The following is a 25,246-nucleotide window of genomic DNA, read 5'->3' as shown; positions in this document are numbered from 1 at the left end:
TGATTTATTGATATACAAAAACGTTCTCTGAAAAAACAAAGACGTTGCTAAAATATTGACGTAACTCGCGCATGAAGGCATTTGCCTCAGAGCGACTTCTAAAATCTCCTACCTTAACACGATAATTAGGTTCATCATAGGTGATATAGGTATCAATATCTTTATACATGCTTCGGAAACGTGTCTGCTCCGAAAATGCCTGATTCCGGTTAGATCCAGCGAAGATCTGTACGCGGAATCCCCTTACTTTGACCCGTGTTGCCGCTGAGCGGACGATGGGTTTGGAAGGGACTACTGTCGTTTTGCTTTCGACAGGATTGATCCCCATAGCTGCCCTGAAATTTTGAAGCTGTGTAATCAATGAATCTTTGGTTACAATTACTCCACCTTTTTCTTGTGCGTTCACCTGAACTAGCGCAAACAACACAAGTGCATGTATGAAAATCAATCCTCTCTTCAGCATAGTTTAACCTTTCTTATCGATTAGTTATTTGCGCCGTGGCAATTTTTATATTTTTTTCCTGAACCACAAGGACATTCGTCATTGCGTCCCACAGTATTCTCGTTACGAACAGGTTCTTTTGCACCCTCATTCACATCTTCCTCACTCACACCTGTAGGCGAAGCCAATTCAGCTTTACTTTCAACAGTTTTCACTGGAGCCTGCTGTACTTGTCTAGCTTGCATAGAAGTCGGTTCTTGACCTGGAATCTCTCCTTTGAAAATAAAGCTAATGACGTCTTTATTCATGGAAGCCAACATCGATTTAAACAAATCAAAGGCCTCCATTTTATAAATGATAATCGGATCCTTTTGTTCATAAACAGCATTTTGAACGGATTGTTTCAAATCATCCATTTCACGCAAGTGCTCTTTCCAAGCCTCGTCGATTAATGCTAATACGATTCCTTTTTCAAAAGATTTGAAAACTTCTTTACCGTTACTTTCGATTGCTTTTTTCAAATTCGCCGAAACCTGAATGCCACGGATACCATCCGTAAATGGAATAACGACATTTTCGACGATTTGACCTCTTTCCGCATACACATTATTCAATACAGGAACTGTCAAAGCGCCAACGGCTTCAATTTTATGGTGGTAAGCATTAATTGCATGCTCAAATAGACGATCGGTCAAGCCTTCAATTTTACCCTGTGCAAACTCTTCTGCTGTAATTTCTGGTGTAATCGCAAAAATACGGATTACTTCGATTTGGAAATCTTCATAGTTACCTTGCTCTTTTGCTTCAACGACAATTTCTTCGGCTACATCAAAAATCATGTTGTTCAAATCCACATCCAAACGTTCTCCAAACAAAGCGTTTTTACGCTTCGAATAGATTACAGTACGTTGTGAATTCATGACATCATCGTATTCCAATAGACGTTTACGAATACCAAAGTTATTCTCCTCCACTTTACGTTGTGCACGTTCGATGGATTTAGTCAACATACTATGTTGCATCACTTCGCCTTCTTCAACACCCATTTTCACCATGATGTTAGAGATTCTCTCCGAAGCAAATAAACGCATCAAGTTATCTTCCAAAGAAACGAAGAATTGCGAAGAACCTGGGTCTCCCTGACGACCTGCACGACCACGTAACTGACGGTCAACACGACGAGATTCGTGTCTTTCGGTACCGATAATTGCAAGACCACCAGCATTTTTAACTTCTTCGGTCAATTTAATATCCGTACCACGACCAGCCATGTTCGTCGCGATTGTTACTTGTCCTGGACGTCCAGCTTCAGCTACGATATCAGCTTCTTTTTGGTGTAACTTCGCATTTAATACGTTATGTTTGATCTTACGTAATTGAAGCATACGGCTCAATAACTCCGAAATTTCAACCGATGTCGTACCGACCAATACTGGACGTCCCGCATCTGTCAATCGTTGAATTTCTTCAGCTACTGCATTGTATTTTTCACGTGCCGTACGATAAATCAGATCTTGACGGTCATCGCGTTGTGCAACACGATTAGTCGGAATTTCGACCACATCAAGTTTGTAAATTTCCCAAAGCTCACCGGCCTCTGTAGACGCTGTACCTGTCATACCCGAAAGCTTGTGGTACATACGGAAGTAATTTTGCAGTGTAATCGTTGCGTAAGTTTGTGTTGCATCTTCTACTTTCACATTCTCCTTTGCTTCGATCGCCTGGTGCAAACCATCTGAGTAACGACGGCCGTCCATGATACGACCTGTTTGCTCATCAACAATTTTCACTTTACCTTCATCAACGATATATTCAACATCATTTTCAAACAAGGTATATGCTTTTAAAAGCTGGTTAATCGAGTGAATACGTTCTGCTTTAATTGAATAATCGCGTAACATATCTTCCTTCTGAGCGGCCTTTTCTTCCAAAGTCAAAGAAGACTTTTCAATTTCAGCGATCTCAGTACCAACATCAGGTAAAATAAAGAATGAAGGATCCTCACCTGTTGCTGTAATCAACTCAATACCTTTTTCTGTCAATTCTACTTGATTATTCTTTTCATCAATCACAAAATAAAGTTCTGCATCTACTTTAGGCATATTTTTATTTTGCTCTTGCATATAGTAGTTTTCTACTTTTTGTAAGATAGAACGATTAGCACCTTCGCTTAAGAACTTGATTAATGCCTTATTTTTAGGTAAACCTCTATAAGCTCTTAATAATGCCAAACCTCCGCCTTCAACATCAGAATCTCCTGCCGCCAACGCTTTTTTAGCATCATTCAAGACTGTATTGATGTAAGCTTTCTGTACGTGCACCAAACGTTCGATACGCGGTTTTAATTGGTAGAATTCGTGTTGATCGCCACGAGGAATCGGACCTGAGATAATTAATGGTGTACGTGCATCATCGATCAATACAGAGTCAACCTCATCGACCATGGCAAAGTGTAATTTTCCTTGCACCAATGCGTCCGGAGTCTGAACCATATTATCACGTAGATAATCGAAGCCAAACTCATTATTCGTACCATATACGATATCCGATTGATAAGCTTTACGACGTTGTGGGGAATTTGGTTGATGTTTATCGATACAGTCAACAGATAGCCCATGGAACTCAAATAACGGTGCATTCCACTCCGAGTCACGACGAGCAAGGTAATCATTCACCGTTACGATGTGTACTCCTTGACCAGAAAGAGCATTTAGATAGGTCGGTAATGTTCCTACCAACGTTTTACCCTCACCTGTTGCCATCTCGGCAATTTTACCACTATGCAAGACAATACCACCGATTAACTGGACGTCATAGTGTACCATGTTCCAAGTGACCTCAGTACCTGCAGCCATCCATTTGTTTTTCCAAATCGCTTTATCACCATTGATGATAACGTTTGATTTGTAAACAGCCAATTCTCTGTCAAAATCGCTAGCAGTAACTTCTAATTCTTCGTTTTCTGTCAAACGTCTTGAAGTTTCTTTTACCACGGCAAATGCCTCAGGCAAAATATCCTTCAATACCTCTTCCAACTTCTTGTCACGGTCTTTGGACAATTTGTCCACTTGCTCGTAAATAGAAGTTTTCTTTGCCATATCGTCCTCGTCTTGATCCGCTTCTTTTTTAAGCGCATCAATTTCTTGGTCAATATCTGCTAGGTAATTTTTAATTCTTTCTTTGAAATCAACGGTCTTGGCACGTAACTCGTCATTGGTTAGATTTGAAAGCTTCTCATATTCAGCTTTGATTTGGTCTACCACAGGCTGAATTCCCTTGATATCTCTCTCGGATTTACTTCCAAATAATTTACTTAAAAACTTTAACATAATTTTTTTTCTATCTCAACTTAAGATTTTGTACAATAATGACTCCAAAGTAAAATTGCAGACAATTTGACACTAATCGGGCAAATTTAGTTATTAGATATGATATCTAACAGCTTACATCCATTTTTTTTACGTTATTTTTATTGAAAATGTCAGTTCCTTTCAGCCAGTAAGAATCCTATATATATTTATCCCCTTTTATGCTACCTTTACGTGAAGTTTTTCTGGGTAATATATAGCCTCTAAACCGTCAGCTGATTATGATAAAAACAACTTTTGGTCTGATTGCGGAATGAATCCCATTTCCTGAGCCTTTTCAAACATTCTCGTAATCGCATCACGTCCTTCAAGCCCCAATTCTACTGAATATTTATTGACATAAAGTTCAATATGCTTGTACATCACCTCTTCACTCATTTCCTGTGCATGCGCACGAATAAATTCAAGTCCAGATTTCGGATTGGCAAATGCGAATTCTACACTTTCCTTTAAAATTGTATTCAATGTTTCCTTCACTTCTTTTGGCAAACTACGTTTTACGACAATTCCTCCAAGAGGAATCGGAAATTTTGTCGTCTTCTCCCAGTACTCGCCCAGATCCACGACTTTATGCAGTCCTTTTTCGGCATAGGTGAACCTATTTTCATGAATAATCAATCCCAAATCAATGGATCCATCAAGTAAGGCTCCCTCAATATCCGAAAAAACAAGTTCTACTTTATTTTTTAATTCGGGGAATGCCAAGCTTAATAAAAAGTTAGCGGTTGTATATTTTCCTGGATAACCGACTTTCAATTGATCGAATCCCTCCAGGCTCTCAGCTCTTTCTAATTTTTGCTGAAGTAATTTCGCTAATTTCGGATCCTTCGTAATCAGCATAGGCCCTACACCAAATCCTAAAGCACTACCTGCATCGAGCAGTTCATAATCTTCAACCGCGTAGGCAAAGGCATGATAGCTCAGCTTGGTGATGTCAAGATCGCCTTGAAAAGCTTTCAAGTTCAAGGTCTCCACATCTTGATATTCCACCTCAAAATCCAGTCCTTTGGTATCTATCTTATGATGAATCAATGCATCAAAAATAAATGTATCGTTTGGACATGGAGAAAATCCTAATGTTAATTTCATGTTGTACAAAATTTTTCCCATCGGTCAGATGGGATTTATGAATTTTAATCAAATCGTAATTCTATGCGTTATCAGGTAAAGTATCATTGCCAAAAAAGTACTTGCAATAATTCCTTTTCCGAGATGATCATTCCCCGATCGATACGCAAAACGTAAAAGCACTAAATTAACCAATATGGCTATGGTATAGATAGCCATGGGTTTCTCGGGTAAAAAATGAAGTTCAAGATCCGTAAAACGTACTAAAATATGAGCCAATACTGGAGATACAGTACCGATACCCAATCCTATCCAGAGATTATTTTTCACGTTTATCGTCTCCCCTTGTATTTCCCAGATGATCAAAGCTCCATGAATTCAATTCTGGGATAGCGTGATGTGCCGTCATATCGAACTGTGTCGGAACGACAGATACATAACCATTGGCCAATGCAAAACTATCGGTATCTTCCCCCCTGTCCTGCAAGACAAATTTACCCGTTGTCCAATAATAATCGCGATTGTGTGGATCAATGCGTTCATCAAATTCTTCTACCCAATGTCCTCCAGCCTGTCTACAAATTTTAATACCTTTAAAACCTGCTGTTTGCGGAAAATTAACATTCAGCAATGTATTTTTAGGAAGACCATTCGCCAGCACCTGCTCGGCAATAGAAATCACGTAAGGTCTGCAATAGCTAAAATCCGCATCATGGGAAAAGTTATCGAGCGAAAAACCAACAGAAGGAATCCCTTCAATAGCCCCTTCTACCGCAGCGGACATCGTACCGGAATACAAAACATTGATTGAATTGTTGAGCCCATGATTGATTCCCGAGACGCATATATCTGGCTTTTGCCCTTTGAAAACTTTATTCACCGCAAGTTTCACACAATCTACCGGTGTTCCTGAACACTGATACATTTCAACCCCTTCATATAAATTGATTTTATCCAAACGTAGCGGTCTACCAAGTGTAATGGCATGCCCCATTCCAGATTGCGCCGAATCAGGAGCAACGACAACAACATTTCCTATTTTCTGCATCTCCTCTAACAACACCTTAATCCCCGGCGCTGTGATACCGTCGTCATTAACAACTAAAATATTGGGTTTCATATGTAAATAATTTCTTTTTTAAAAGCCTTTATAGCATACCCAGCTATTTCTATCCCTGTTTGTGCTTTTAGAACCGGGTATTTCTTTTTAACCATATACGAAGTTAGTAAATCTGAAACCGAGATGTAAATAATATTGACACAACAGGCAATTATTATCTGTAAAGGTTGCTCATTAGGACATGGCAAACAGCATAAGCGACTGTGGAAACAGGGGTTCAAACGAATACAGGGAAGCTGCAAAGGAGCGATGAGTTTAGGTGCAACAAACGAAGATGAGATGGTAACCAAACTATACGTTTTAACAGTGCTTGTTCAGTGCTCGTTCAGTGCTCGTTCAGTGATTGTTCAGTGCTTGCTCAGTAACGACTGAATAAACACTGATTAATCACTGTCTAAACATTGGTTAAATATTATTATTAGGTATAATTTGGTAGGGGGTATGATTTACCACCGATCACTACGACATCGTTTGCGTAAGATTGTGTCGTTATTGACAAATATTAGCCCTAAATTTAGCATTCAAACAGACAAACAAAGATAATAATTCAGTTATGAGCATTAATTTTGAATCCCGTTATGCAATAGGGCCAAAGGAATACAAAACTTTAGATACACAAGGGTTAAGGGAGAATTTTCTAATTGAAACAGTTTTTGAAGCAGACAAAATTAACTTTGTCTATACCCACTATGATCGCTATATGGCTGGTGGAGCAATGCCTGTAAGCTCAAAAATCAAATTAGATACCATTCCCGCGTTATTAAAAGAACCTTACTTCCTTTCTAGAAGAGAGTTGGGTATTATCAATGTCGGTGGGAACGGTCAAGTTGAAGTTGACGGCATTACATATGATCTCAATACCAAAGAAGCCCTTTATATCGGACAGGGTGCTCAAGAGGTTTATTTTTCAAGCAAGGACGCCACACACCCCGCAAAATTCTATTTAAACTCTACACCTGCACATTGCAGCTACCCAACTAAAAAGGTAACGAAAGAAGATGCAAATAAAATAGAATTGGGTTCATTGGAAACAGCTAACCACCGTACGATCAACCAGATGTTATTGAACAAAGTGGTACAAACCTGCCAATTACAGATGGGAATGACCGAATTAAAACCGGGGTCTGTATGGAATACAATGCCATCCCATACCCACGATCGTCGTATGGAAGTCTATTTCTATTTTGAATTACCAGAGGGACAGGCAGTATCACATTTTATGGGACCCATCGATGAGACCCGCCATATTTGGATGCATAACGATCAGGCTGTAATTTCTCCACCATGGTCAATTCACTCCGGAGCTGGAACTTCCAATTATACCTTTATATGGGGGATGGCGGGTGAAAATTTAGATTATGATGATATGGACAAATGTGCCATCACAGAATTGAAGTAATATGAAAAAAACACTCGTATTGAGTTTAGCGCTAGGACTTTCAACACTTGCTTTTGCGCAGAACAACAAAACCATTACTGTAAACAACTCTTCCGCTAGCGCAAGAACAGAGTTGATCAGTATTCCTTATACAACATTCGAGAAACACTTCGAGTTAAAAAACAGTGTATTTACGATTGTGGATAAGGATAAAAAGGAACTGGCCTATCAACTTGAAAAACTAGGAAAACCGACGGCACAAAATATTTTAATCCAAATAACCGTTGCTCCTAAAAGTTCAACAACCTTCGGGGTAAATGGGAATAAACCCACAGCTATTGCTTCCAAGACCTATGCAAGGTACGTCCCTGAACGCAAAGATGACTTTGCATGGGAAAACGATATTGCGGCTTTTAGAGCCTATGGAAAGGCTTTAGAAGGCAGCTCAGAAGATGCACAGGGCTTTGACTTCTGGGCAAAACGTAGCAATGACCTTGTTGTTGACGAATGGTATAAAACCGGGGATTATCATGCCGATCATGGCAAAGGCTTAGATTATTATTCCGTTGGACAAACCTTGGGCGTTGGCGATGCAACTCCATTTATTGACGAACAGGTTGTTTACCATAAGCATTATCGCCAATACGAGGTATTGGACAACGGTCCGTTGCGCTCCACATTCAAACTTATCTATGAACCGGAGAATGTAAAAGGTCAGCAGCTACAGGTTGAAAAGACCGTTTCCCTAGATGCTGGGAGTCAATTGAACAAAATAAGCTATTCCATCAAAAACGCAACCTCTGCCTCTACGCCAATTGTTGTGGGGATCGCTAAAAGAAAAGAGGAAAAACCTCAAATTCTAAATGATGTAAAGAATGGTATTTTAGCGTATTGGGAACCTGCAGAAGGAGATAAAATCACTGGAACTGCGGTTATTCTACCGAAAGTAAAATATATATTCAAAGATAGTCCAAAACAATTTTTATTGGCAACCACCGTCAAAAATGATAAACCATTAGTTTATTTTTCGGGTGCTGCGTTCAATAAAGCGGGTAAAATAGGTAGTTTTGAGCAATGGCAGTCTTATGTAAAAACATTTAAAAATAATTTAGATCAACCGTTAACAATAAAATATTCAAAATAATGTCCATACTGCAATCTTTTGACTTAAGTGGGAAAGTAGCCTTGGTAACAGGCTGCAAAAGAGGAATTGGCAAGGCAATTGCCGAAGCATTGGCTGAAGCCGGAGCAGATATTATCGGCGTTTCAGCGTCATTGGAACCTGAAGGCTCTGCAGTAGAAAAATCCGTTAAAGCATTAGGCAAAAATTTCTATGCCTATCAGTGTGATTTCTCTAAACGGACAGAACTTTACAAATTTATCGAAAAAGTAAAATCAGCGCACCCGACGATTGACATCCTGTTTAACAATGCCGGAAATATACTTCGTAAACCTGCTGCCGAGCATCCGGATGAATATTGGGATGAAATTATCGAGATCAATCAAAATGCGCAATTTATATTGACTCGTGAAATCGGAAAGGACATGATTTCACGTGGAACTGGAAAGATCGTATTTACAGCATCTTTATTAACTTTCCAAGGTGGTATCAATGTTCCGGGATATGCCGCTTCAAAAGGAGCTGTAGGATCTATGGTAAAGGCTTTTGCGAATGAGTGGGCTTCCAAAGGTGTCAACGTAAACGGATTTGCTCCAGGATATATCGCCACGGATAATACCGAGGCACTTAGGGACGACCCTGAACGCTCTAAGTCCATTTTGGACCGTATACCTGCAGGTCGCTGGGGAACTCCAGAAGACTTTAAGGGGCCAGCGGTATTCCTCGCTTCAAAAGCTTCTGATTATGTACATGGAACTATCCTTACCGTGGATGGTGGCTGGATGGGAAGATAACAATCAACCTCTAAGATGAGTTTGTTTTAAAAGTCTTTATCCGAAGGGGTAAAGACTTTTTTTACAATTCTAAATCCCAGATTACTAAAAGATGCATTGGGACTAACTGAACCTATATATACTGTATTAAAAGCAGCACAGCTATTTTTACTACACCACCAGGAGCCTCCTCGGGCATGGGCAATAGAGCGATCACCATCTCTTTCAAGCTTTCCGGTACAAAATTCAAAGACATTTCCAAAGATGTCATAGAGCCCCCATGGATTGGGTTTGAATTTTCCGACAGGAGAAGTATACAGATAACCATCTGAATAATCCGCTTTCAAATGATCTCTTCCATGCCATACATTTGCATATTCACCCATATTCTCTTTACTGAAACCTTCAAAATAATAGCCTTCGCTACCCGCTCTTGCCGCCACCTCCCATTCGTCAAAAGAGGGTAATCTACAGTTTGCCCATGTACAATATGCCAGCACATCCTTATAGGAAATGCAGGTAACAGGGTGATCCATCTTGGCCTCAATGCCGCCACGACTTACACCATTCGGAAAGCGCCAATAGGCTGTACTATCCTGTAGCCAACGAAACTCCGCCAAGCCAGGTTCAAAGACCATGGCGTTGTGATAGCGTTCTGCTAATGTTTTATAACCTGTTGCTTGAACGAATTTCTCAAATTCAGCATTCGTCAGCTCAAACTTAGCGATCCAAAACGATTCAATTTGCACAACTCTTTTTGGATTGTCTAGACTACCTGTATCACCCAAATGATAGTCTCCGGCCGGAATCTGGATAAAGTTTCCAGCTTGGGCTTCACATTGGAGATGCAAAACAATCAATCCTATCAAATAGAGTAACCTTCTCATTCTCCTTGCCGTTTGTTATAATATGCTTGTGCTGTTTCAATAATATACTGTTCATTTGCCTCGGAAAAATCCATCCAGCTCTCATAGTTTGTATCCGGACCGTAGAGTTTGTGATATATTTTCGACTGTTTAAAATCGGATAATTCTCCCTTTTTTAAAAGCAACAAAAGTGTTGTCAATATGTCTTTGTCCCGCCGGTTATTCTGGTAAAAATCAATTAGAAAAGGGATACTTTCCCAAGCGTTCATCTCCAAAATCGCCGACTTATAATTTAGGCCCATTTCATTCGTTTTGCCAGATAGCTCCCGGATGAAAGTCAAAACCTGAGCCTTATTTTTTTTCATATAGGAGATTTGCCGTTCACTCCAAAAGACACCGTTGTAAACAAAAAGCAACTGACCGAATATCTTTTTCTGGGGGTCATTTACAAACATCCGTTCCGCACAGGCCTGACTAAATATTTCTGGATAAATCATCGTATACGTGAATTTTTCCTCAGCAGTCAAAGTATTAAAATCACGAGCAGGTATTCCAGCATCATAATCCGTCAATGCTTCGTCAGGAAGGGTCTTTAAACGTTTATCGATTAAAAATTGAATCTTTTTTGTACTAAAAGGGGGAATACTATTTTTTTCACGGAAGGCATAATAAGAAGAATCCTGAGGCCGAGGATCCCCCCATGCAACATCCGTATTTTCCTGTGCACTAACGACGGTCCCCACTAATCCCAAATACAGGAATACTAAAAATCCAACTGCACTACTTGCTTTTTTTCTCATCGTAATATTTCAGCGCTCGACTAAAGATCAGTGCCTCATTTTCTTTATTGTAATTTAGATAGGAGTAATAATTGCTATTTTCTCCATATAACTTTTTAAAAGACGTAGACTTTATAAATTCACTATATTCACCACGTTTCATCAGCAACATAAGTAAGGTCAGGGCATCTTTGTCTTTCGATGTCTTCTTGGCATACTCAATAATAAAAGGAATCATTTGCCAACCGTTTAGCTCCACTAGGGCATGCTTATAATTTACACCCATCCGTTTGCTTCGGATAACAGATTCCTGAATAAGTTTGATTACTGAATCCCTATTCTCCTGCAAAAAATCAGTCTGCCTTTGTGACCAGGACGATTCATTAAAACCGTCCAATAATGTACCAAAGATTTTTTTGTCGATCTGCGTTTGGTATTCAGGTATAGCGCAATTCTGTGCATATAGTTCTGCGTGAATCATGGTATAAGTAAACTTTTCGCGCAGGGATAGCTTTTTAAAATCAGTAGCCGAAATTGCATTTGTTCCAGCATCGGTAGTTTCTTTATCTTCTTCGGGGATTATTTTTGCGATTAACGCTTTTACTTTGTCCAATCCATAGGGCGGAATGGTCATTTTGTTCCGCATTTCGATAGCAGCAGGATCCATAAAAAGACTCTCGTCATCCTCTGGATTCGTTTGTGCAAAAACACCCACCCAACACAGGAAAGAAATAAAAAATAAAAGTCCCCTTTTCATATCGTATGATTTAATATCTTTTAAAAATAAAGAAATTACTGCTACAAAAATTATTCCTCTTTATTTTATAGGGCTCCCTTTCGCCCTGATCTGCCTTTTCCTAATTGCAATGATTCCTAAATACAATGATTCCTCTTTGCAATGAATACCATCTGCTCCTAACAAAAATCCCCGGATTTAATAAAACCCGGGGACGCTATATTTCTTTTACTTTTGCCTATATCAAGAATATAAACCTTTCTTATCGATAAACTCTATCACCTTTTGCGGTACAAAAAATTGAATATTTTTATTTTCCTTGATTGCCTTTCGCAAAAAGGTAGAAGACAATTCCATCAATGGTGTAGCTGTGATGGTGATTGAAGGATGATCCTTAAGCTTTCCACCATCATATCCAGGACGTGGATAGACATAAATCTGGTAGTCGCGTAAGATAATATCCGCATTTTTCCATTTTTCCAAAGATTCCAAACTATCTTCTCCCATGAGCAGCACAAATTCACGATTGGGATATTTTGCTTTTAAATGGGTGAGCGTATCTATCGTATATGACGGTATTGGTAAATGGAATTCAATATCTGTTACCCGCAGGTGTTCAGCACCCTCCAAAGCCAGATTTAACATCTCCAGACGATCGTAGGGATCTGCCAATGTAGATTTCTTCTTAAATGGATTTTGAGGAGAGACCACAAACCAAACTTCATCCAATTCAGTAAAACTGGCCATATAATTAGCGATGATCAGATGCCCTATGTGCACCGGATTAAAAGAACCAAAATACAAACCAATTTTTCGCATGGACTTATTTATTGATAAATCCCATAACAATTTCTTCAGCTTCGGCACATGCAGTAGCTAAATCAAAGTTATTCAATATGACATCAAATTTATTAGCATAGGTAAGTTCCAGTTCAGCCTTGGCAAAACGTTCTTTCAATTTTTCTTCTGAATCCGTTCCACGTCCTGTCAAACGCTCCTTAAGCACCTCCAATGATGGTGGTTGTACGAAAATAGAAATTGCCTGTTCTGGGAATTTTGATTTCAAACGTAATCCACCAACAACATCGATATCAAATATAACATGTTTACCTTCTTTCCAAATACGTTCAATTTCTGAACGCAAAGTACCATAGAAAGTCCCTGAATATACTTCTTCAAATTCGATAAACTCCTGTTTGGCGACCTTATGTAGGAACTCCTCCTTTGACATAAAATAATAATCTTTTCCGTCTACTTCCTGTCCTCTGGGGTCACGGGTACTCGCAGAAATGGAAAACTCTATTTTATCGCCATGTTTACTTAAAAGATCTCTTACTATTGTTGTTTTACCCGCTCCTGATGGAGCCGAGAATATAATTAATTTACCGCTCATCCTTATAATACGTTGAGCAATTGCTCTTTTATTTTTTCTAATTCTTCTTTCATTCTAACCACAATCTGTTGGATTCCGGCATGATTGGCTTTAGAACCAAGGGTATTGATTTCTCTACCCATTTCTTGTGAAATAAAACCTAATTTTTTACCATTTGAATCGGCTGAATCAAATGCTTTTAAAAAGTAGTTGCAATGGGCGCGCAATCTCACTTTCTCCTCAGTCACATCCAATTTGTCGATGTAATAAACCAGTTCCTGCTCAAATCGATTTTGATCGACATTTTCTTTACCAACCGTATCATTCAAAAATTGCTCGATACGCTGTCTGATCAAAGGTATACGTTCTACTTCCAAAGCCTCTACCTCAGCAAGGTAAACTAAAATAAGCTCAGCCCGCTTCTTTAAGTCTCCAGCAAGTACATTTCCCTCATCTTCACGAAATGTATTAAAACGTTTGACGGCATCATAAAAAGCATCCATCAATACTTTAGACTCCTCGTCATCAACCGAATCATCATTGTTCGTGATTACCTCAGGCATATTTAATGCGAGTTCAAACAGGTTGACATTCGTATCGTTGAGCTCTACAGCGATCTGCTGCAATTGACTATAATATTTTTTGAGTAAATCAGCATTAATGGAAGACGCCTTCGCAGTTTGATCCGTGTATTCAACCGTTACATTCATGTTAACTTTACCACGTTCAATAAGTTTGCTACTTTCAGTACGCAGGGTCAATTCTTTGTCCGAAACAACTTTGGGCAAACGAAGATTTAATTCAAGGAATTTTGAATTTAAGGACTTTATTTCGACACTATATTTAACTTTACCGTTATCAGCGGAAGCTGTGCCATATCCTGTCATGGATTTTATCATATGCAAAGGTATGACTTTTCAGGAAAAATTAAATACACTGTATTGATTAATTGCTGATACTCGCCAAATTACCTTTCTTTTTATTTACCAATCGTGTTTGGCAATGATAACAACTAAGTAACTTTCATAAGGTTTGGCACCTTTGCATTCAACATAACCAATCCCAATATCATATAGCGAAGCGTTCCACTGATCCATGCCCAATAAATGGGTACGATGATGATAACCCGGAGCTTCCTTTCCAATAATTAAGGCCTTAATGCCAGCGGTAGCACTGGCTCGGTTGGCGGCAATGGACTCAAAATTGTTGGTGTTTCGTTTTGACAGCCATGCCGGATTAAGCTGATATCCTGCTTCGTCAATGAAATAATTAGGTCCATACCCCTCAGGTGAGACATGGTCAAAATAAGAACGTTTAGCCATATCTTTTGCTCGATAAACCGCAACCTCGGCCAACTGCTTATTCCAATTGAGTTTGGTTCGTTTAATCTTCTGCAAATTAAAAAGCTTCAGCTCCTTCTTATACTTTTCGGGATTTGTACGAATTTTGTTCAATAGCTCATAGGCCTCGATGGCTTGATTATGATCGACAACCACACGTTGTGCAAAAATAGACTGTGTAAAAAGCAGGGTAAATGCTAAAACCAAATAGTTCATACGTAAATAATCTCTTCTTCAATGACCTTACGAAATATCCAGACGATCTTGTCCGCTTAACTTAATTTTATCGCGTACAAACTACATTTTGCGCACAGTATCTGTACTTTCTCAATAGGGATATTTCGTATCAATCCTTTAACCTTAAAAGACCGTATTTAGTATGTAACGTTTAATCTTTTTTTGTTTTTTTCGCAGACAAAAACTGTATAAGCATGGGTATTAAGCTAATAAAGATAACCGCCAAAATAACAAGGGAAAAATTATGCTTAAAAAATGGCAGCTGTCCAAAATAATAGCCAGCCATAACAAATAATGAAACCCATAATATCCCCCCTAGTATATTATATTTTCCGAAGACCACATAGGGCATTTTGCCAATACCTGCTACAAATGGTGCAAAAGTCCTTACAATCGGTACAAATCGGGCATAAACAATAGTCTTTGTTCCATGTTTAGCATAGAAATCTTGTGTTTTTTGCAGATAAGTTGGCTTAAATATTCTTGATCCTGGCTTAAAAATACGGATTCCAACATATTTGCCAATTTCATAATTCACAAAATCTCCGGAGATAGCGGCAAAAATAAGAATGACTATAAATATTGGTAAGGAGAGCTGACAATCTGGGCGGGCAATTATTGCCCCCAAGGCAAATAAAACTGAGTCACCAGGAAGGAATGGTGTAACAACAAATCCTGTTTCCGCAAAGATGATTAAAAACAAAATCAGATAGGTCCAATTTTCATAACTATTGATCAGTTGCAAAAGATGCTGATCGATATGCAATATAAAATCAATAAGCTGTAAAATGATTTCCATTTTTTTGATCTATAAAAAAAGGGAATCTTATTGGACCCCCTTTTTAGTTTTTATCTTTTCTTTTATAAGCTCGAAGATTATTGGTAATATGGATATAAAAATAATAATCAATACGACCTTCGAGAAGTTATCTCTTATAATAGGAATATTTCCTAAAAAATATCCCGCGAGGGTTATACCACCAACCCAAAAGACAGCACCCACGACATTATAGGTAATGAAAGTACCATAATTCATCCTTCCAATACCTCCAACGAAAGGTGCCAAGGTACGTACGATTGGTACAAATCGAGCGATAACGATTGTTTTACTGCCATATTTCTCATAAAACGAATGAGTCTTGGCAATTTGCTCATCTTTGACTACCTGCTTACCAAAGAGCTTAAATCTTGTTAGGCGCATACCAAAATGCTTACCGATAGCATAGTTTAAGGAATCCCCAGAAACCGCGGCTACCAATAAAATGAAAATCATCAACCATACGTTAAGATCATTTGGTTGTGCGGCTAGCATGCCCGCTGCAAACAATAAAGAATCTCCTGGTAAAAAGGGCATCACAACCACTCCTGTTTCTACAAAAATAATAAGAAACAGAATAAGGTACGTCCAAGTCTGATAATCATTGACTATTTCAACCAAATGTTTATCAATATGGAGAATAAAGTCTATAAGATGCGTAATTAGTTCCAAACCCTGACGAAGATTAAGCGTTGTTTAACATAACAGGCATCACCAACATCAAAATATCTTCATGATCTTCAGATACGGCCGGAATCAATAAACCGGCACGATTTGGCGTACTCATCTCCAAAACAACTTCTTCACTCTCTAAGTTATTTAACATCTCCACTAGGAACTTGGCGTTAAAACCGATTTCCATATCATCCCCTTCAAATTGACAGGACAAGCGTTCATGCGCTTCATTAGAGAAATCTAAATCTTCTGCAGAGATATGCAATTCACTTCCTGAGATCTTCAGACGAACCTGATGTGTCGTTTTATTAGCGAAAATCACCACCCGTCTCAAGGTATTTAAAAACAATAATCGATCTACGGTCAACTTGTTCGGGTTGACCTGAGGGATTACAGCAGCATAATCTGGGTAACGTTCATCAATTAAGCGACAGATCAAATTAATATTACCAAAGCTAAAGAACGCATTGGTTTGATTATATTCTATCGATACTGTAACATCATCGGATGGTAGCGATGATTTGAGCAGTGAAAGTGCCTTTTTCGGCAAAATAAGGGATGCTGGTTTCTCAGCACCGATATCAGTTCTCGAATAACGCACCAACTTGTGCGCATCAGTAGAGACAAAAGTCACATTCTTTTCAGCTAATTGCACCAAAACACCAGACATCGCAGGTCTCAATTCGTCGTTACTGACAGCAAAGATCGTTTTACTGATCGCTTCTGACAAAATAGGAGCTGGCATCTGAATAACTGACCCGTTATCGATTGAAGGAATTTTAGGGAAATCGTCGGCATTTTCTCCACTCAACTTATATTTTCCATCACCTGCACTGATCTCAATAGCCAAGGTATTCATATCTACTGAAAATGCTACTGGCTGATCTGGTAAGGTTTTTAACGTCTCGATCAAAATCTTCGAAGGCATGGCTACTCTTCCCTCTTCTTTTGCTTCGATCTGTAAAGAAGTAACCATACTTGTTTGCAGATCCGTAGCAGAAATAGTCAAGTTATTGTCTTTTATTTCAAAAAGAAAGTTTTCCAAGATAGGCAAAACAGTACTTGTACTGGATGCGCCATTGATAGCTTGTAACTGCTTTAATAAAATTGATGTTGATACAATGAATCTCATTTCCTGAATACTAATTATTATGTGCAATAATACACAAATTAATCAATATTTTTCAGTTTTACAGGCCGCTTTCTTTCCACATAAAGAGATTTTGATCGCTCAAATAAGCAATTGTATTTCAATTAATAAGCACAGCGCCAAAAGTATAGAAAGCAAATTCGGCCCGATAAATCACAATATTTATTACATTTGTATAATAGCAGTAGTGTATGCAGTTTAAAGAGATCATTGGGCACAAAGACATCAAGGAACATTTAGTTCGCACGGTTCATGAAAATCGTGTGAGTCATGCGCAATTATTTCTTGGTCCAGAGGGCTCCGGCAGCCTTGCATTAGCCTATGCTTATGCACAGTTTTTGAATTGTGAAAACCGACAGTCAGCCGACAGTTGTGGCGAATGCCCCTCCTGTCGAAAATATAATAAGCTGATCCATCCCGATCTCCACATGTCCTATCCTTTCATAGCCAAACATAAGGAAGATACGGCAACCGATTATGCGGACAGCTGGCGAAAATCTTTTTTATCCAATCCATACATGGGATTGGAATATTGGCGCAATCAATTGGATGCGGACAACAAACAAGTCAATATCAATATTGCCGAGGCGCATGGTATCATCAAAAAATTAAGCCTAAAGTCCTTTGAAGCTGAATATAAGGTTTTAATTATGTGGCTTCCCGAATACCTGGACACACAAGGCAATGCGCTGTTAAAGTTAATCGAAGAACCACCCGAAAAAACGCTCTTTATTCTGGTTGCAGAAAATCAGGACAAAATATTAAATACAATCATATCACGTACGCAATTGGTCAAAATAAAGAAGTTGGACCACACAGAGATCGCACAACATCTAAAAAGCGTACATCATCTTTCGGATCAAGAATCAGCTGAAATTGCTTTTATTGCGGATGGAAACCTACAAGAAGCAATGAATCAAATCCAGTCGCAAACAAATAATCATTTTGGCATTTTAGTCAATTGGTTACGTTTCATTGTTTCAGATGCGGGAACCAATATGATCTCTTTAGTGGAAGAAGAACTCTCAAAAATGGGGCGAGAAAACCAAAAAAGCTTTCTTTTTTATGCAATTAATATGATGCGTCAAATTATATTAATCAAAGAAGGGCTTTCCAGCTTAGTATTCTTACCGGCCAAAGAATTGGATTTTGTTCAAAAATTTGCTGTACACTATACCGTTGAACAAATTGAAGCAACAATAAATCTATTTGAGGAAACACATTATTTTGTAGAAAGAAATGCAAATCCCAAAATATTATTTTTAGATTTATCTTTGCAGTTAACATTAATATACAAGTACAAAACGTTTCCGAAAGGAACTCAATATATAATATAGAAAACTATGGGATGTGGCAGTTGCTCATCCGGCGGAGGTTGCGGTACTACCACGGCAAATGGTACACCGGCAGGATGTCAGAATAATGGCTCTTGCATGACTAGCGGATGTAATAAATTAGATGTATATGACTGGCTTTCCGATATGGATATGCCTTCAAACTATAAACCATTTAATATCGTCGAAGTACGATTTAAGGGATCACGAAAAGATTTCTTTATTAATGTAGACAATACCTACCTTGAAATGGGGGAGATGGTCGTTGTAGAACCTTCTACTGGTGGCTATGATGTCGGGCATGTCTCCTTAACAGGTGAATTGGTCAGACTACAATTAAAAAAGAACAATGTTACCCCAGAAATGGTAACTAAAAAAATCTATCGGAAGCCCAATGAAATGGATGCAGAGAAGTATAACGCAGCAAAAGATCTCGAATGGGAAACTATGCACAAAGCACGTAAACTGGCTTTGGACCTGGGTTTGTCCATGAAGATTTCTGATGTTGACTACCAGGGTGATAAAACCAAGGCTACCTTCTACTACACTGCTGAGGGCCGCGTGGATTTCCGTGAGCTTATCAAAAAAATGGCTGAAGCTTTCAGAATACGCATTGAAATGCGCCAGATAGGTATGCGACAAGAAGCTAGCCGCCTCGGTGGAATCGGCTCCTGTGGTCGCGAACTTTGCTGTTCAACCTGGTTAACGGATTTCAAAACGGTTTCTACATCGGCAGCACGTTATCAAAATCTTTCTTTGAATACGTTAAAGTTAGCGGGACAATGCGGAAAATTAAAATGCTGTCTCAATTATGAATTGGATAGTTACATGGATGCTTTAAAAGACATCCCGAATAATATCGACCGCATCGAAACGCTAAAAGGAGTTGCTTATCTTCAAAAGACCGATATTTTCAAGAAAATGATGTGGTTCTCTTTTCCTGGAGCCGAAAATTGGATCGCCATTCCCGTTCAACAAGTTAAAGAGTTTGTCGAAATGAATAAGCAGGGGATCAAACCGGAAGCAATTTCGAGTGCAGTAGATAACGATGAAGTCAGAGAAGAGAAAAATATCAATTACGATTACGAAAATGTAGTCGGACAGGATAGCTTAACTCGACTTGATGATCGGAATAAAAGAAAGAAAAAAAGAAAATCCAAAAGCAGTACTGTCAAACCTGAAAGTAAGGCTGGACAAAAAACTGAGAAGTCCGAACAAAGTACACCTAGACAAAGTACTAAACCTCAGATTTCGACCGATGCTGGAGCTCCAAGCGCGAATAAAGAGAATAAAGAGAATAAAGAAGGATCTAATAACAGGCCCAAAAAGCGTTTCAATCGCCATCGGAATAAAAACAAAGGTAATAACAACAATGCTGCACCGAAAGCAGAATAAAAAAAAATATGCCTAATTTTAACCCATTAGGCATATTCTTTTTATAAATAAACATGAAACTCAAAAGCTCTCCTTTCCTTATTGGTTTGTTATGTATTGGCATAGGGTGTTCTTGTGACCAAACTTTTGTCATAAATGAAAATAAACCCATTGATAATAAAGCTTGGCTGAATACATCACCGCCTAGTTTTCAATTTCATATCGGCGACAAGACCAAACGATATGATGTATTGATGGATGTCCGTCATACACCGGAATATGCTTTTTCCAATCTTTTTGTACTTATTTACCAACGAGGCCCAGGTAAAAAGCAATATACTTTTCGTAAAGAAATAAAAATGGCCAGATCGGATGGAAAATGGATAGGAAAATCCTCCGGTAGCTTGTATAACAATCAATCCATCATCCATAAAGATTACCTATTTCCGGATACAGGAATTTATACGATTTCCATCGAACAGAACATGAAAGAAAATCCGTTGAAAGAAATCACAGACGTAGGGTTAACCGTTGTTCCAAAATGATACGCTTATTACGATATCTATTATTTCCTTTTACCATCATCTATGCCCTTGTAGTGTGGATAAGAAATAGATTATATGATCTTAAGCTGCTTCACTCGCGGTCTTTCGACATTCCAACTGTTGTCATAGGAAATCTTGCCGTAGGTGGAACAGGAAAAAGTCCAATGACTGAACTTGTGGTCTCTAGCCTTAAAGGTCATTTTAAAACGGCAATACTCAGTCGAGGATACGGACGTAGCTCCAAAGGGTTTTATCTGGTACAGACGGATTCATCGGCTATGGACGTCGGTGACGAGCCCTTACAGTTCAAAAATAAATTTCCGGCTATCACTGTTGCGGTTTGTGAAGATCGCTGTACGGGAGTAGAAAAACTTCAATCAGATCATCAACTGATTATTTTGGATGATGCCTATCAACATCGGAAATTATCGCCGCTTTTCAATATTCTATTGTTTGATTTTCTATCATTTGCTAGTCCAATGTTTGTTTTTCCTACAGGAAACTTTAGGGATCTCCTTATAGAGGCCAAACGCGCACAGATCATAGCAATTACGAAATGTCCTATTGATCTTTCTACCAAAGAAAAAAAACGGATAGAAAACAAAATCAGGTATTATAACAAAGAAGCTTTAATTGTTTTTAGCTATATCGACTATCTTGAACCCATCAATAGTAAAGGAAGTATAATCGATATCAAAGGCAAAGACATTATTTTGGTTACGGGTATTGCTAAACCTAAGCCCTTAGTGGATTATCTCCAAAACAAAGCCAATTCAATCCAACACATTTCCTTTGAAGATCATCATTCTTTTACTGAATCGGATATCAATCAAATTGCAAAATCTTACTACAATCTGGCGAGTAGCAACAAAATAGTATTGACAACAGAAAAGGACTTTCAGCGATTAAAACCTTTTAAACAGCAATTTACTGCAATTGATTTGGCTTATCTGCCAATTGGTCTTCAATTTCACGACCCCATCCAACAGGAAATATTCCATAAAAGGCTATATGATGCAGTGGATCAAAGTGTTAATCAACCTTAAATTTTGTTAATATCAGATGCTATACTAAACTTTTTCATCAAATTTATATTCTATATGTAAACAGAGAATCTCAAAAGTTTTCGCTCTGTCTATAATGAACAAATTGAGTGTACACCCGATATTCGGCACTCATGATATAAACTATACAAAGATGAAAAAGAAAATTTTAATGGCAGTAGCTTGTCTATTTTTAAGTGCTACAGGAGTTTTTGCCCAACAACGTCAGCAACGTAGTCCTGAAGAACAAGCTAAAATGCGCGTAGAGCATTTAGACAAATTATTAAGCCTCAATCAAACGCAAAAAGATTCGATCTATAACCTTACATTAAGTCAGGCTCAACAACGGGCTGCACTTAGAAATGATGGTGGAGATCGAAAAGCGAGTATGGAAAAATTTAAACAGCTTCAGGAAATACAAACAACCAAAATCAAATCATGGCTTACTCCTGACCAAGCTAAGCTATTTGACGAACAGCAAGAAAAAATGAAAGAAAGAATGTCTAAACGTTCCGACAATTAAATAAAGCTATCTTAGAAAAGGCCTTGTAAAAAAACAAGGCCTTTTTCATTTTACGTTCAGTTCTATTCTGATGCTGTCATCACAATTAAGCTCGTCTAACTTTATCGATACTGTTAATATAGCAATAACGCCGATATCATCAATTTTTGTATTTCACACCATATATCAAAATACATATTTCTATGAATTACAACCAGTTAATGTTAAAACTTTGTTAAAGTAACATAGTTGATACAATATAAACATCCCTTTCCGAGTTTTTATAGTAAGATCGTTTAATTGTAACTTTTTAAATACAATAGATATGAAAAAGCTAATTTTAACAGGAATAGGATTTTGCTTGGCTCTCAGCCTGACGTTTGCACAACAGGGTAGTCCCGAGGATGCAGCTGCTAAAGCAACGACTGAACTTGTACAGAAACTGCATCTGAATGATGAGCAAAAAACTGCGGTATCAACCATTCTATTGGATCAGGTAAAAGCAGAACAGACAATAGTAAAAGATAGTGGGTCTTCTGCTCAAATGAAAAGCGAAGCACTTAATAAGCTACAGACTGAAGTGGATACCAAAGTCAGTCAATTACTTACCGAAGATCAGAAATCCCTTTATCAAAAAGTCATAACTGAAAGACCAGCTAAAGCTGTGCCGAGCGCAGCTGAGCCTACGAAAACTGAATCTGGTCAATAATCGACAACAACGTAAAATTAGGTAGCAGAAAAACATTGAATAATTTCATCTAAAATTGAACATCATGAAAAAGTTATTTTTAGCAGGCATAGGTTTCTTCCTAGCGATGGGCCTAACATTTGCACAACAAACAACACCGGAAGAAAATGCAACAAAGGTAGTGACTGAATTAGTCACAAAGCTGACATTAAATGACGAGCAGAAAACTGCGGTATCAACAATCGTATTGGATCAAGAAAAGGCTATAGCGGCTGTCATTCAGGATTCCACGACTAAGGTTGACGTCAAAAAGGAGAATATAGCCAAAATACAGGGTGAATCAGATACTAAAATAGCTCAGTTGCTAACAGATGAACAAAAAGTTGCTTATCAGAAATATGTTACTGAGCGACCTCCAGTAAATATTCCGGCAACGCAAGAAACAACAGAACAAAAAGAATCCGGTAACGGACAGAGCAATCAACAACAATAATCATTCGAGAACGAATGAAAAGCCTCTGGACATGCAGTGCATGTCCAGAGGCTTTTTTATGCCTTACAGCGTCTTAAATACATCAAAAAAGGGCTGTCCATATTACTTGGACAGCCCTTTTTGTTTTTACTTACTGTAATTGATATTAAGATTTCAATTTTTTCATAATATCACTTACATAAGTCTTAAATTTCTTGTCAGTTTCAATTAAATCCTCTACGGTTTGACATGCATAAATGACTGTCGAGTGGTCTCTTCCTCCGAAGAATGCTCCGATCGATTTTAGTGAAGATTTGGTATGGGCTTTTGCTAAATACATCGAAATTTGCCTGGCCTGCACGATTTCACGCTTCCTCACTTTCGACTTTACCATATCTACAGGAACTTCAAAATATTCACAAACTAATTTCTGAATAAAGTCCATTGAAATTTCCTTATGGGTATTCTTCACAAAATTCTTCAACATCGATTTTGCTAAGCCCAAATCAATCTCTTTCTTGTTCAATGTAGACTGAGCCAATAATGAAACCATGGCTCCTTCCAACTCACGAACACTATTATCGATTTGTGTTGCGACATATTCCACTACATTTTCAGGTAAATCAATACCATCAGAATACATCTTCTTCTTCAAAATTGCCATTCTCGTCTCAAGATCAGGAATTTGAATATCTGCAGATAATCCCCATTTAAAACGACTAAGCAAACGTTCCTCCAAACCAGCTAAATCCTTAGGCGCTTTGTCTGAAGTTAAAATAATCTGCTTTCCAGATTGATGCAAATGATTAAAAATATGGAAGAAAATATCCTGTGTTTTTTCTTTACCAGCAAAATTGTGCACATCATCCATAATGATGACATCCATTGCTTGATAAAAGTTAACGAAGTCATTGATCGTGTTATTTTTCAATGAATCCACAAACTGTTGACAGAATTTTTCACAAGACACATAAATGACCAATTTATCGGGAAGATTTCTTTTGATTTCATTTCCGATTGCTTGGGCAAGGTGTGTCTTTCCCAAACCAACATCACCATAAATCATCAAAGGGTTGAATGAAGTACCACCTGGTTTATTCGCTACAGCATAACCTGCAGAGCGAGCAAGACGGTTACATTCACCTTCGATAAAATTTTCGAATGTATAGTTTTGATTCAATTGCGGATCAACCTGCAATTTTTTCAATCCAGGAATAACAAACGGATTTTTGATATCCCTATTTAAAGATACCGGCACAGGGATAGATTGCCTTTTCCCTTCTGCTCCATTGCCATTCGATGGAAGATTAGTCGTATAAGGATGAGAAGCTGAAGACTTCTCTACTACAATATTGTATTCCAATCTACCTTGCTCTCCTAAGAATTTCTTTACGGTCTTGCGAAGAATTCCTACATAGTGTTCTTCCAGCCACTCATAAAAAAATAAGCTAGGCACTTGAATAGTCAAAACGTCACCCTCCAAACGGACTGCTTTCACAGGTTCAAACCAGGTCTTGAAACTTTGTGCTGGTATATTATCTTTGATAATCGAAAGACAATTATTCCAGACACTTGAATACGTTTTTTCCATTCTAAAATTGTTAATAAGTTGATTTACAATACGCGACAAAAAATATGTTGATAACTTTCTCTGAGAACGAAGATGACAAAAAAAAATCAGCTAAAAAACTAAAATATAAAATAATTGATAAGATGCTATATATCAGATTTTTACCGTGTAAAATTGTGGAAAACTAGCGCTAAAATTGATCTCTAAAAATAATTATTAACATTCCAAATTTATTTCAAAAAAAAGAACAAAAAAAGTAGCAAACTTACTACCTATCAGTCTTTAAGGTCTAAATCTAAATTAACCAAAATAATAGCTAATTACAATCTTTAGTTCATATATTTTTAATATTAAATTTATAAGAATTTAAAGCCAACTTAACATCATTGTCAGAGGACTATTAAAGTTATTTATGCATAACCATAAAAGAAAAATCAGTGCAAATTATATCTCAGAAAAAAACAAATTGTAACAGAT

General features: G+C 38.0%; 26 protein-coding genes. 10 read left to right on the top strand and 16 right to left on the bottom strand.

Going from position 1 to position 25,246, the window contains the following annotated elements:
- Positions 1-4: 4 nt before the first annotated feature.
- The 5 genes from GVK91_RS15800 to surE all read right to left on the bottom strand — a co-directional run bounded on the left by GVK91_RS15800 (position 5) and on the right by surE (position 5,998).
- Entirely contained in the window at positions 5-463 is a 459-nt protein-coding gene (locus GVK91_RS15800) for an SPOR domain-containing protein (RefSeq protein ID WP_153845302.1), read from the bottom strand.
- Between the two features lie 20 nt (positions 464-483).
- The gene (secA, locus tag GVK91_RS15795; protein WP_153845301.1) at positions 484-3,771 is read right to left on the bottom strand and encodes a preprotein translocase subunit SecA; all 3,288 of its coding nucleotides are present in this window, start codon (positions 3,769-3,771) and stop codon (positions 484-486) included.
- A 258-nt stretch (positions 3,772-4,029) separates the two neighbouring features.
- Positions 4,030-4,899, bottom strand: coding sequence for a menaquinone biosynthesis family protein (locus GVK91_RS15790; RefSeq protein ID WP_159730012.1), 870 nt, complete (start codon positions 4,897-4,899; stop codon positions 4,030-4,032).
- A 48-nt stretch (positions 4,900-4,947) separates the two neighbouring features.
- Positions 4,948-5,208 (bottom strand): hypothetical protein, encoded by a 261-nt coding sequence (locus GVK91_RS15785; RefSeq protein ID WP_153845299.1) that lies wholly within the window; start codon positions 5,206-5,208, stop codon positions 4,948-4,950.
- Positions 5,198-5,998: a 5'/3'-nucleotidase SurE gene (gene surE, locus GVK91_RS15780; RefSeq protein ID WP_075990445.1), complete on the bottom strand. Its 801-nt coding sequence runs from the start codon at positions 5,996-5,998 to the stop codon at positions 5,198-5,200. The genes GVK91_RS15785 and surE overlap by 11 nt, the downstream gene beginning before the upstream one ends.
- Before the next feature lie 553 nt (positions 5,999-6,551).
- On the opposite strand from surE, the gene kduI reads away from it, so the two are divergent.
- The 3 genes from kduI to GVK91_RS15765 are packed head-to-tail and all read left to right on the top strand — an operon-like array spanning position 6,552 to position 9,290.
- Positions 6,552-7,397 carry a 5-dehydro-4-deoxy-D-glucuronate isomerase gene (gene kduI / locus GVK91_RS15775; protein WP_159730010.1) on the top strand — a complete coding sequence of 282 codons (846 nt, stop codon included), beginning with the start codon at positions 6,552-6,554 and terminating at the stop codon, positions 7,395-7,397.
- 1 nt (position 7,398) lies between these two features.
- A complete protein-coding gene (locus GVK91_RS15770; RefSeq protein ID WP_159730008.1) occupies positions 7,399-8,520 on the top strand; it encodes a DUF4861 family protein in 1,122 nt (373 codons plus the stop codon).
- Between the two features lie 5 nt (positions 8,521-8,525).
- Positions 8,526-9,290 carry an SDR family oxidoreductase gene (locus GVK91_RS15765; protein WP_182333283.1) on the top strand — a complete coding sequence of 255 codons (765 nt, stop codon included), beginning with the start codon at positions 8,526-8,528 and terminating at the stop codon, positions 9,288-9,290.
- A 26-nt stretch (positions 9,291-9,316) separates the two neighbouring features.
- Here GVK91_RS15765 and GVK91_RS15760 read toward each other — a convergent pair whose 3' ends face one another.
- The 10 genes from GVK91_RS15760 to dnaN form a co-directional block, all read right to left on the bottom strand.
- On the bottom strand, positions 9,317-10,156 hold the full coding sequence (locus GVK91_RS15760; RefSeq protein ID WP_159730004.1) for an SUMF1/EgtB/PvdO family nonheme iron enzyme: 840 nt from the start codon (positions 10,154-10,156) through the stop codon (positions 9,317-9,319).
- Positions 10,153-10,935, bottom strand: a complete 783-nt coding sequence (locus GVK91_RS15755; protein WP_159729995.1) for a hypothetical protein — start codon at positions 10,933-10,935, stop codon at positions 10,153-10,155. The genes GVK91_RS15760 and GVK91_RS15755 overlap by 4 nt, the downstream gene beginning before the upstream one ends.
- Complete coding sequence (locus GVK91_RS15750; protein WP_153845293.1) at positions 10,916-11,671, bottom strand: hypothetical protein; 756 nt, start codon at positions 11,669-11,671, stop codon at positions 10,916-10,918. The genes GVK91_RS15755 and GVK91_RS15750 overlap by 20 nt, the downstream gene beginning before the upstream one ends.
- Positions 11,672-11,893: 222 nt before the next feature.
- Positions 11,894-12,469: a nicotinate (nicotinamide) nucleotide adenylyltransferase gene (nadD, locus tag GVK91_RS15745; RefSeq protein ID WP_075990440.1), complete on the bottom strand. Its 576-nt coding sequence runs from the start codon at positions 12,467-12,469 to the stop codon at positions 11,894-11,896.
- Positions 12,470-12,473: 4 nt separating this feature from the next.
- On the bottom strand, positions 12,474-13,043 hold the full coding sequence (gmk, locus tag GVK91_RS15740) for a guanylate kinase (RefSeq protein WP_075990439.1): 570 nt from the start codon (positions 13,041-13,043) through the stop codon (positions 12,474-12,476).
- 2 nt (positions 13,044-13,045) lie between these two features.
- Positions 13,046-13,921 carry a YicC/YloC family endoribonuclease gene (locus GVK91_RS15735; RefSeq protein ID WP_083663423.1) on the bottom strand — a complete coding sequence of 292 codons (876 nt, stop codon included), beginning with the start codon at positions 13,919-13,921 and terminating at the stop codon, positions 13,046-13,048.
- 84 nt (positions 13,922-14,005) lie between these two features.
- A complete protein-coding gene (locus tag GVK91_RS15730; RefSeq protein WP_159729993.1) occupies positions 14,006-14,578 on the bottom strand; it encodes a CAP domain-containing protein in 573 nt (190 codons plus the stop codon).
- Positions 14,579-14,750: 172 nt separating this feature from the next.
- A complete protein-coding gene (locus GVK91_RS15725; RefSeq protein ID WP_159729991.1) occupies positions 14,751-15,398 on the bottom strand; it encodes a DedA family protein in 648 nt (215 codons plus the stop codon).
- A gap of 27 nt (positions 15,399-15,425) precedes the next feature.
- On the bottom strand, positions 15,426-16,088 hold the full coding sequence (locus GVK91_RS15720; protein ID WP_159729989.1) for a DedA family protein: 663 nt from the start codon (positions 16,086-16,088) through the stop codon (positions 15,426-15,428).
- Between the two features lie 13 nt (positions 16,089-16,101).
- Positions 16,102-17,223 (bottom strand): DNA polymerase III subunit beta, encoded by a 1,122-nt coding sequence (gene dnaN, locus GVK91_RS15715; RefSeq protein WP_088159749.1) that lies wholly within the window; start codon positions 17,221-17,223, stop codon positions 16,102-16,104.
- A 209-nt stretch (positions 17,224-17,432) separates the two neighbouring features.
- On the opposite strand from dnaN, the gene GVK91_RS15710 reads away from it, so the two are divergent.
- The 7 genes from GVK91_RS15710 to GVK91_RS15680 all read left to right on the top strand — a co-directional run bounded on the left by GVK91_RS15710 (position 17,433) and on the right by GVK91_RS15680 (position 23,220).
- Entirely contained in the window at positions 17,433-18,578 is a 1,146-nt protein-coding gene (locus tag GVK91_RS15710; protein ID WP_153845288.1) for an ATP-binding protein, read from the top strand.
- Positions 18,579-18,584: 6 nt separating this feature from the next.
- Positions 18,585-19,970 carry a regulatory iron-sulfur-containing complex subunit RicT gene (locus GVK91_RS15705; RefSeq protein WP_200845643.1) on the top strand — a complete coding sequence of 462 codons (1,386 nt, stop codon included), beginning with the start codon at positions 18,585-18,587 and terminating at the stop codon, positions 19,968-19,970.
- A gap of 53 nt (positions 19,971-20,023) precedes the next feature.
- Complete coding sequence (locus GVK91_RS15700) at positions 20,024-20,494, top strand: gliding motility lipoprotein GldH (protein WP_153845287.1); 471 nt, start codon at positions 20,024-20,026, stop codon at positions 20,492-20,494.
- Positions 20,491-21,540, top strand: coding sequence for a tetraacyldisaccharide 4'-kinase (gene lpxK / locus GVK91_RS15695; protein WP_153845286.1), 1,050 nt, complete (start codon positions 20,491-20,493; stop codon positions 21,538-21,540). Before GVK91_RS15700 ends, lpxK begins: the two co-directional genes overlap by 4 nt.
- Positions 21,541-21,691: 151 nt before the next feature.
- Positions 21,692-22,060 (top strand): hypothetical protein, encoded by a 369-nt coding sequence (locus tag GVK91_RS15690; RefSeq protein ID WP_145328250.1) that lies wholly within the window; start codon positions 21,692-21,694, stop codon positions 22,058-22,060.
- Between the two features lie 304 nt (positions 22,061-22,364).
- A complete protein-coding gene (locus GVK91_RS15685; RefSeq protein ID WP_159729987.1) occupies positions 22,365-22,748 on the top strand; it encodes a hypothetical protein in 384 nt (127 codons plus the stop codon).
- A gap of 64 nt (positions 22,749-22,812) precedes the next feature.
- Positions 22,813-23,220 carry a hypothetical protein gene (locus GVK91_RS15680; RefSeq protein WP_153845284.1) on the top strand — a complete coding sequence of 136 codons (408 nt, stop codon included), beginning with the start codon at positions 22,813-22,815 and terminating at the stop codon, positions 23,218-23,220.
- A 145-nt stretch (positions 23,221-23,365) separates the two neighbouring features.
- On the opposite strand, the gene dnaA is transcribed toward GVK91_RS15680, so the two are convergent.
- Positions 23,366-24,790, bottom strand: a complete 1,425-nt coding sequence (dnaA, locus tag GVK91_RS15675) for a chromosomal replication initiator protein DnaA (protein WP_046672557.1) — start codon at positions 24,788-24,790, stop codon at positions 23,366-23,368.
- Between the last annotated feature and the right edge of the window lie 456 nt (positions 24,791-25,246).

Source organism: Sphingobacterium sp. 18053 (assembly GCF_902706145.1).
Lineage (GTDB): Bacteria > Bacteroidota > Bacteroidia > Sphingobacteriales > Sphingobacteriaceae > Sphingobacterium > Sphingobacterium paramultivorum.
Note: the sequence above shows the minus strand (reverse complement) of the source record. Positions and strands in the feature narration are given on the sequence as shown.

Coding starts and splice junctions, on each gene's coding strand:
- GVK91_RS15800 (WP_153845302.1), bottom strand. CDS start 463: ATGCTGAAGAGAGGATTGATTTTCATACATGCACTTGTGTTGTTTGCG.
- secA (WP_153845301.1), bottom strand. CDS start 3,771: ATGTTAAAGTTTTTAAGTAAATTATTTGGAAGTAAATCCGAGAGAGAT.
- GVK91_RS15790 (WP_159730012.1), bottom strand. CDS start 4,899: ATGAAATTAACATTAGGATTTTCTCCATGTCCAAACGATACATTTATT.
- surE (WP_075990445.1), bottom strand. CDS start 5,998: ATGAAACCCAATATTTTAGTTGTTAATGACGACGGTATCACAGCGCCG.
- kduI (WP_159730010.1), top strand. CDS start 6,552: ATGAGCATTAATTTTGAATCCCGTTATGCAATAGGGCCAAAGGAATAC.
- GVK91_RS15770 (WP_159730008.1), top strand. CDS start 7,399: ATGAAAAAAACACTCGTATTGAGTTTAGCGCTAGGACTTTCAACACTT.
- GVK91_RS15760 (WP_159730004.1), bottom strand. CDS start 10,156: ATGAGAAGGTTACTCTATTTGATAGGATTGATTGTTTTGCATCTCCAA.
- GVK91_RS15755 (WP_159729995.1), bottom strand. CDS start 10,935: ATGAGAAAAAAAGCAAGTAGTGCAGTTGGATTTTTAGTATTCCTGTAT.
- GVK91_RS15750 (WP_153845293.1), bottom strand. CDS start 11,671: ATGAAAAGGGGACTTTTATTTTTTATTTCTTTCCTGTGTTGGGTGGGT.
- nadD (WP_075990440.1), bottom strand. CDS start 12,469: ATGCGAAAAATTGGTTTGTATTTTGGTTCTTTTAATCCGGTGCACATA.
- gmk (WP_075990439.1), bottom strand. CDS start 13,043: ATGAGCGGTAAATTAATTATATTCTCGGCTCCATCAGGAGCGGGTAAA.
- GVK91_RS15735 (WP_083663423.1), bottom strand. CDS start 13,921: ATGATAAAATCCATGACAGGATATGGCACAGCTTCCGCTGATAACGGT.
- GVK91_RS15730 (WP_159729993.1), bottom strand. CDS start 14,578: ATGAACTATTTGGTTTTAGCATTTACCCTGCTTTTTACACAGTCTATT.
- GVK91_RS15725 (WP_159729991.1), bottom strand. CDS start 15,398: ATGGAAATCATTTTACAGCTTATTGATTTTATATTGCATATCGATCAG.
- dnaN (WP_088159749.1), bottom strand. CDS start 17,223: ATGAGATTCATTGTATCAACATCAATTTTATTAAAGCAGTTACAAGCT.
- GVK91_RS15710 (WP_153845288.1), top strand. CDS start 17,433: ATGCAGTTTAAAGAGATCATTGGGCACAAAGACATCAAGGAACATTTA.
- GVK91_RS15705 (WP_200845643.1), top strand. CDS start 18,585: ATGGGATGTGGCAGTTGCTCATCCGGCGGAGGTTGCGGTACTACCACG.
- GVK91_RS15700 (WP_153845287.1), top strand. CDS start 20,024: ATGAAACTCAAAAGCTCTCCTTTCCTTATTGGTTTGTTATGTATTGGC.
- lpxK (WP_153845286.1), top strand. CDS start 20,491: ATGATACGCTTATTACGATATCTATTATTTCCTTTTACCATCATCTAT.
- GVK91_RS15690 (WP_145328250.1), top strand. CDS start 21,692: ATGAAAAAGAAAATTTTAATGGCAGTAGCTTGTCTATTTTTAAGTGCT.
- GVK91_RS15685 (WP_159729987.1), top strand. CDS start 22,365: ATGAAAAAGCTAATTTTAACAGGAATAGGATTTTGCTTGGCTCTCAGC.
- GVK91_RS15680 (WP_153845284.1), top strand. CDS start 22,813: ATGAAAAAGTTATTTTTAGCAGGCATAGGTTTCTTCCTAGCGATGGGC.
- dnaA (WP_046672557.1), bottom strand. CDS start 24,790: ATGGAAAAAACGTATTCAAGTGTCTGGAATAATTGTCTTTCGATTATC.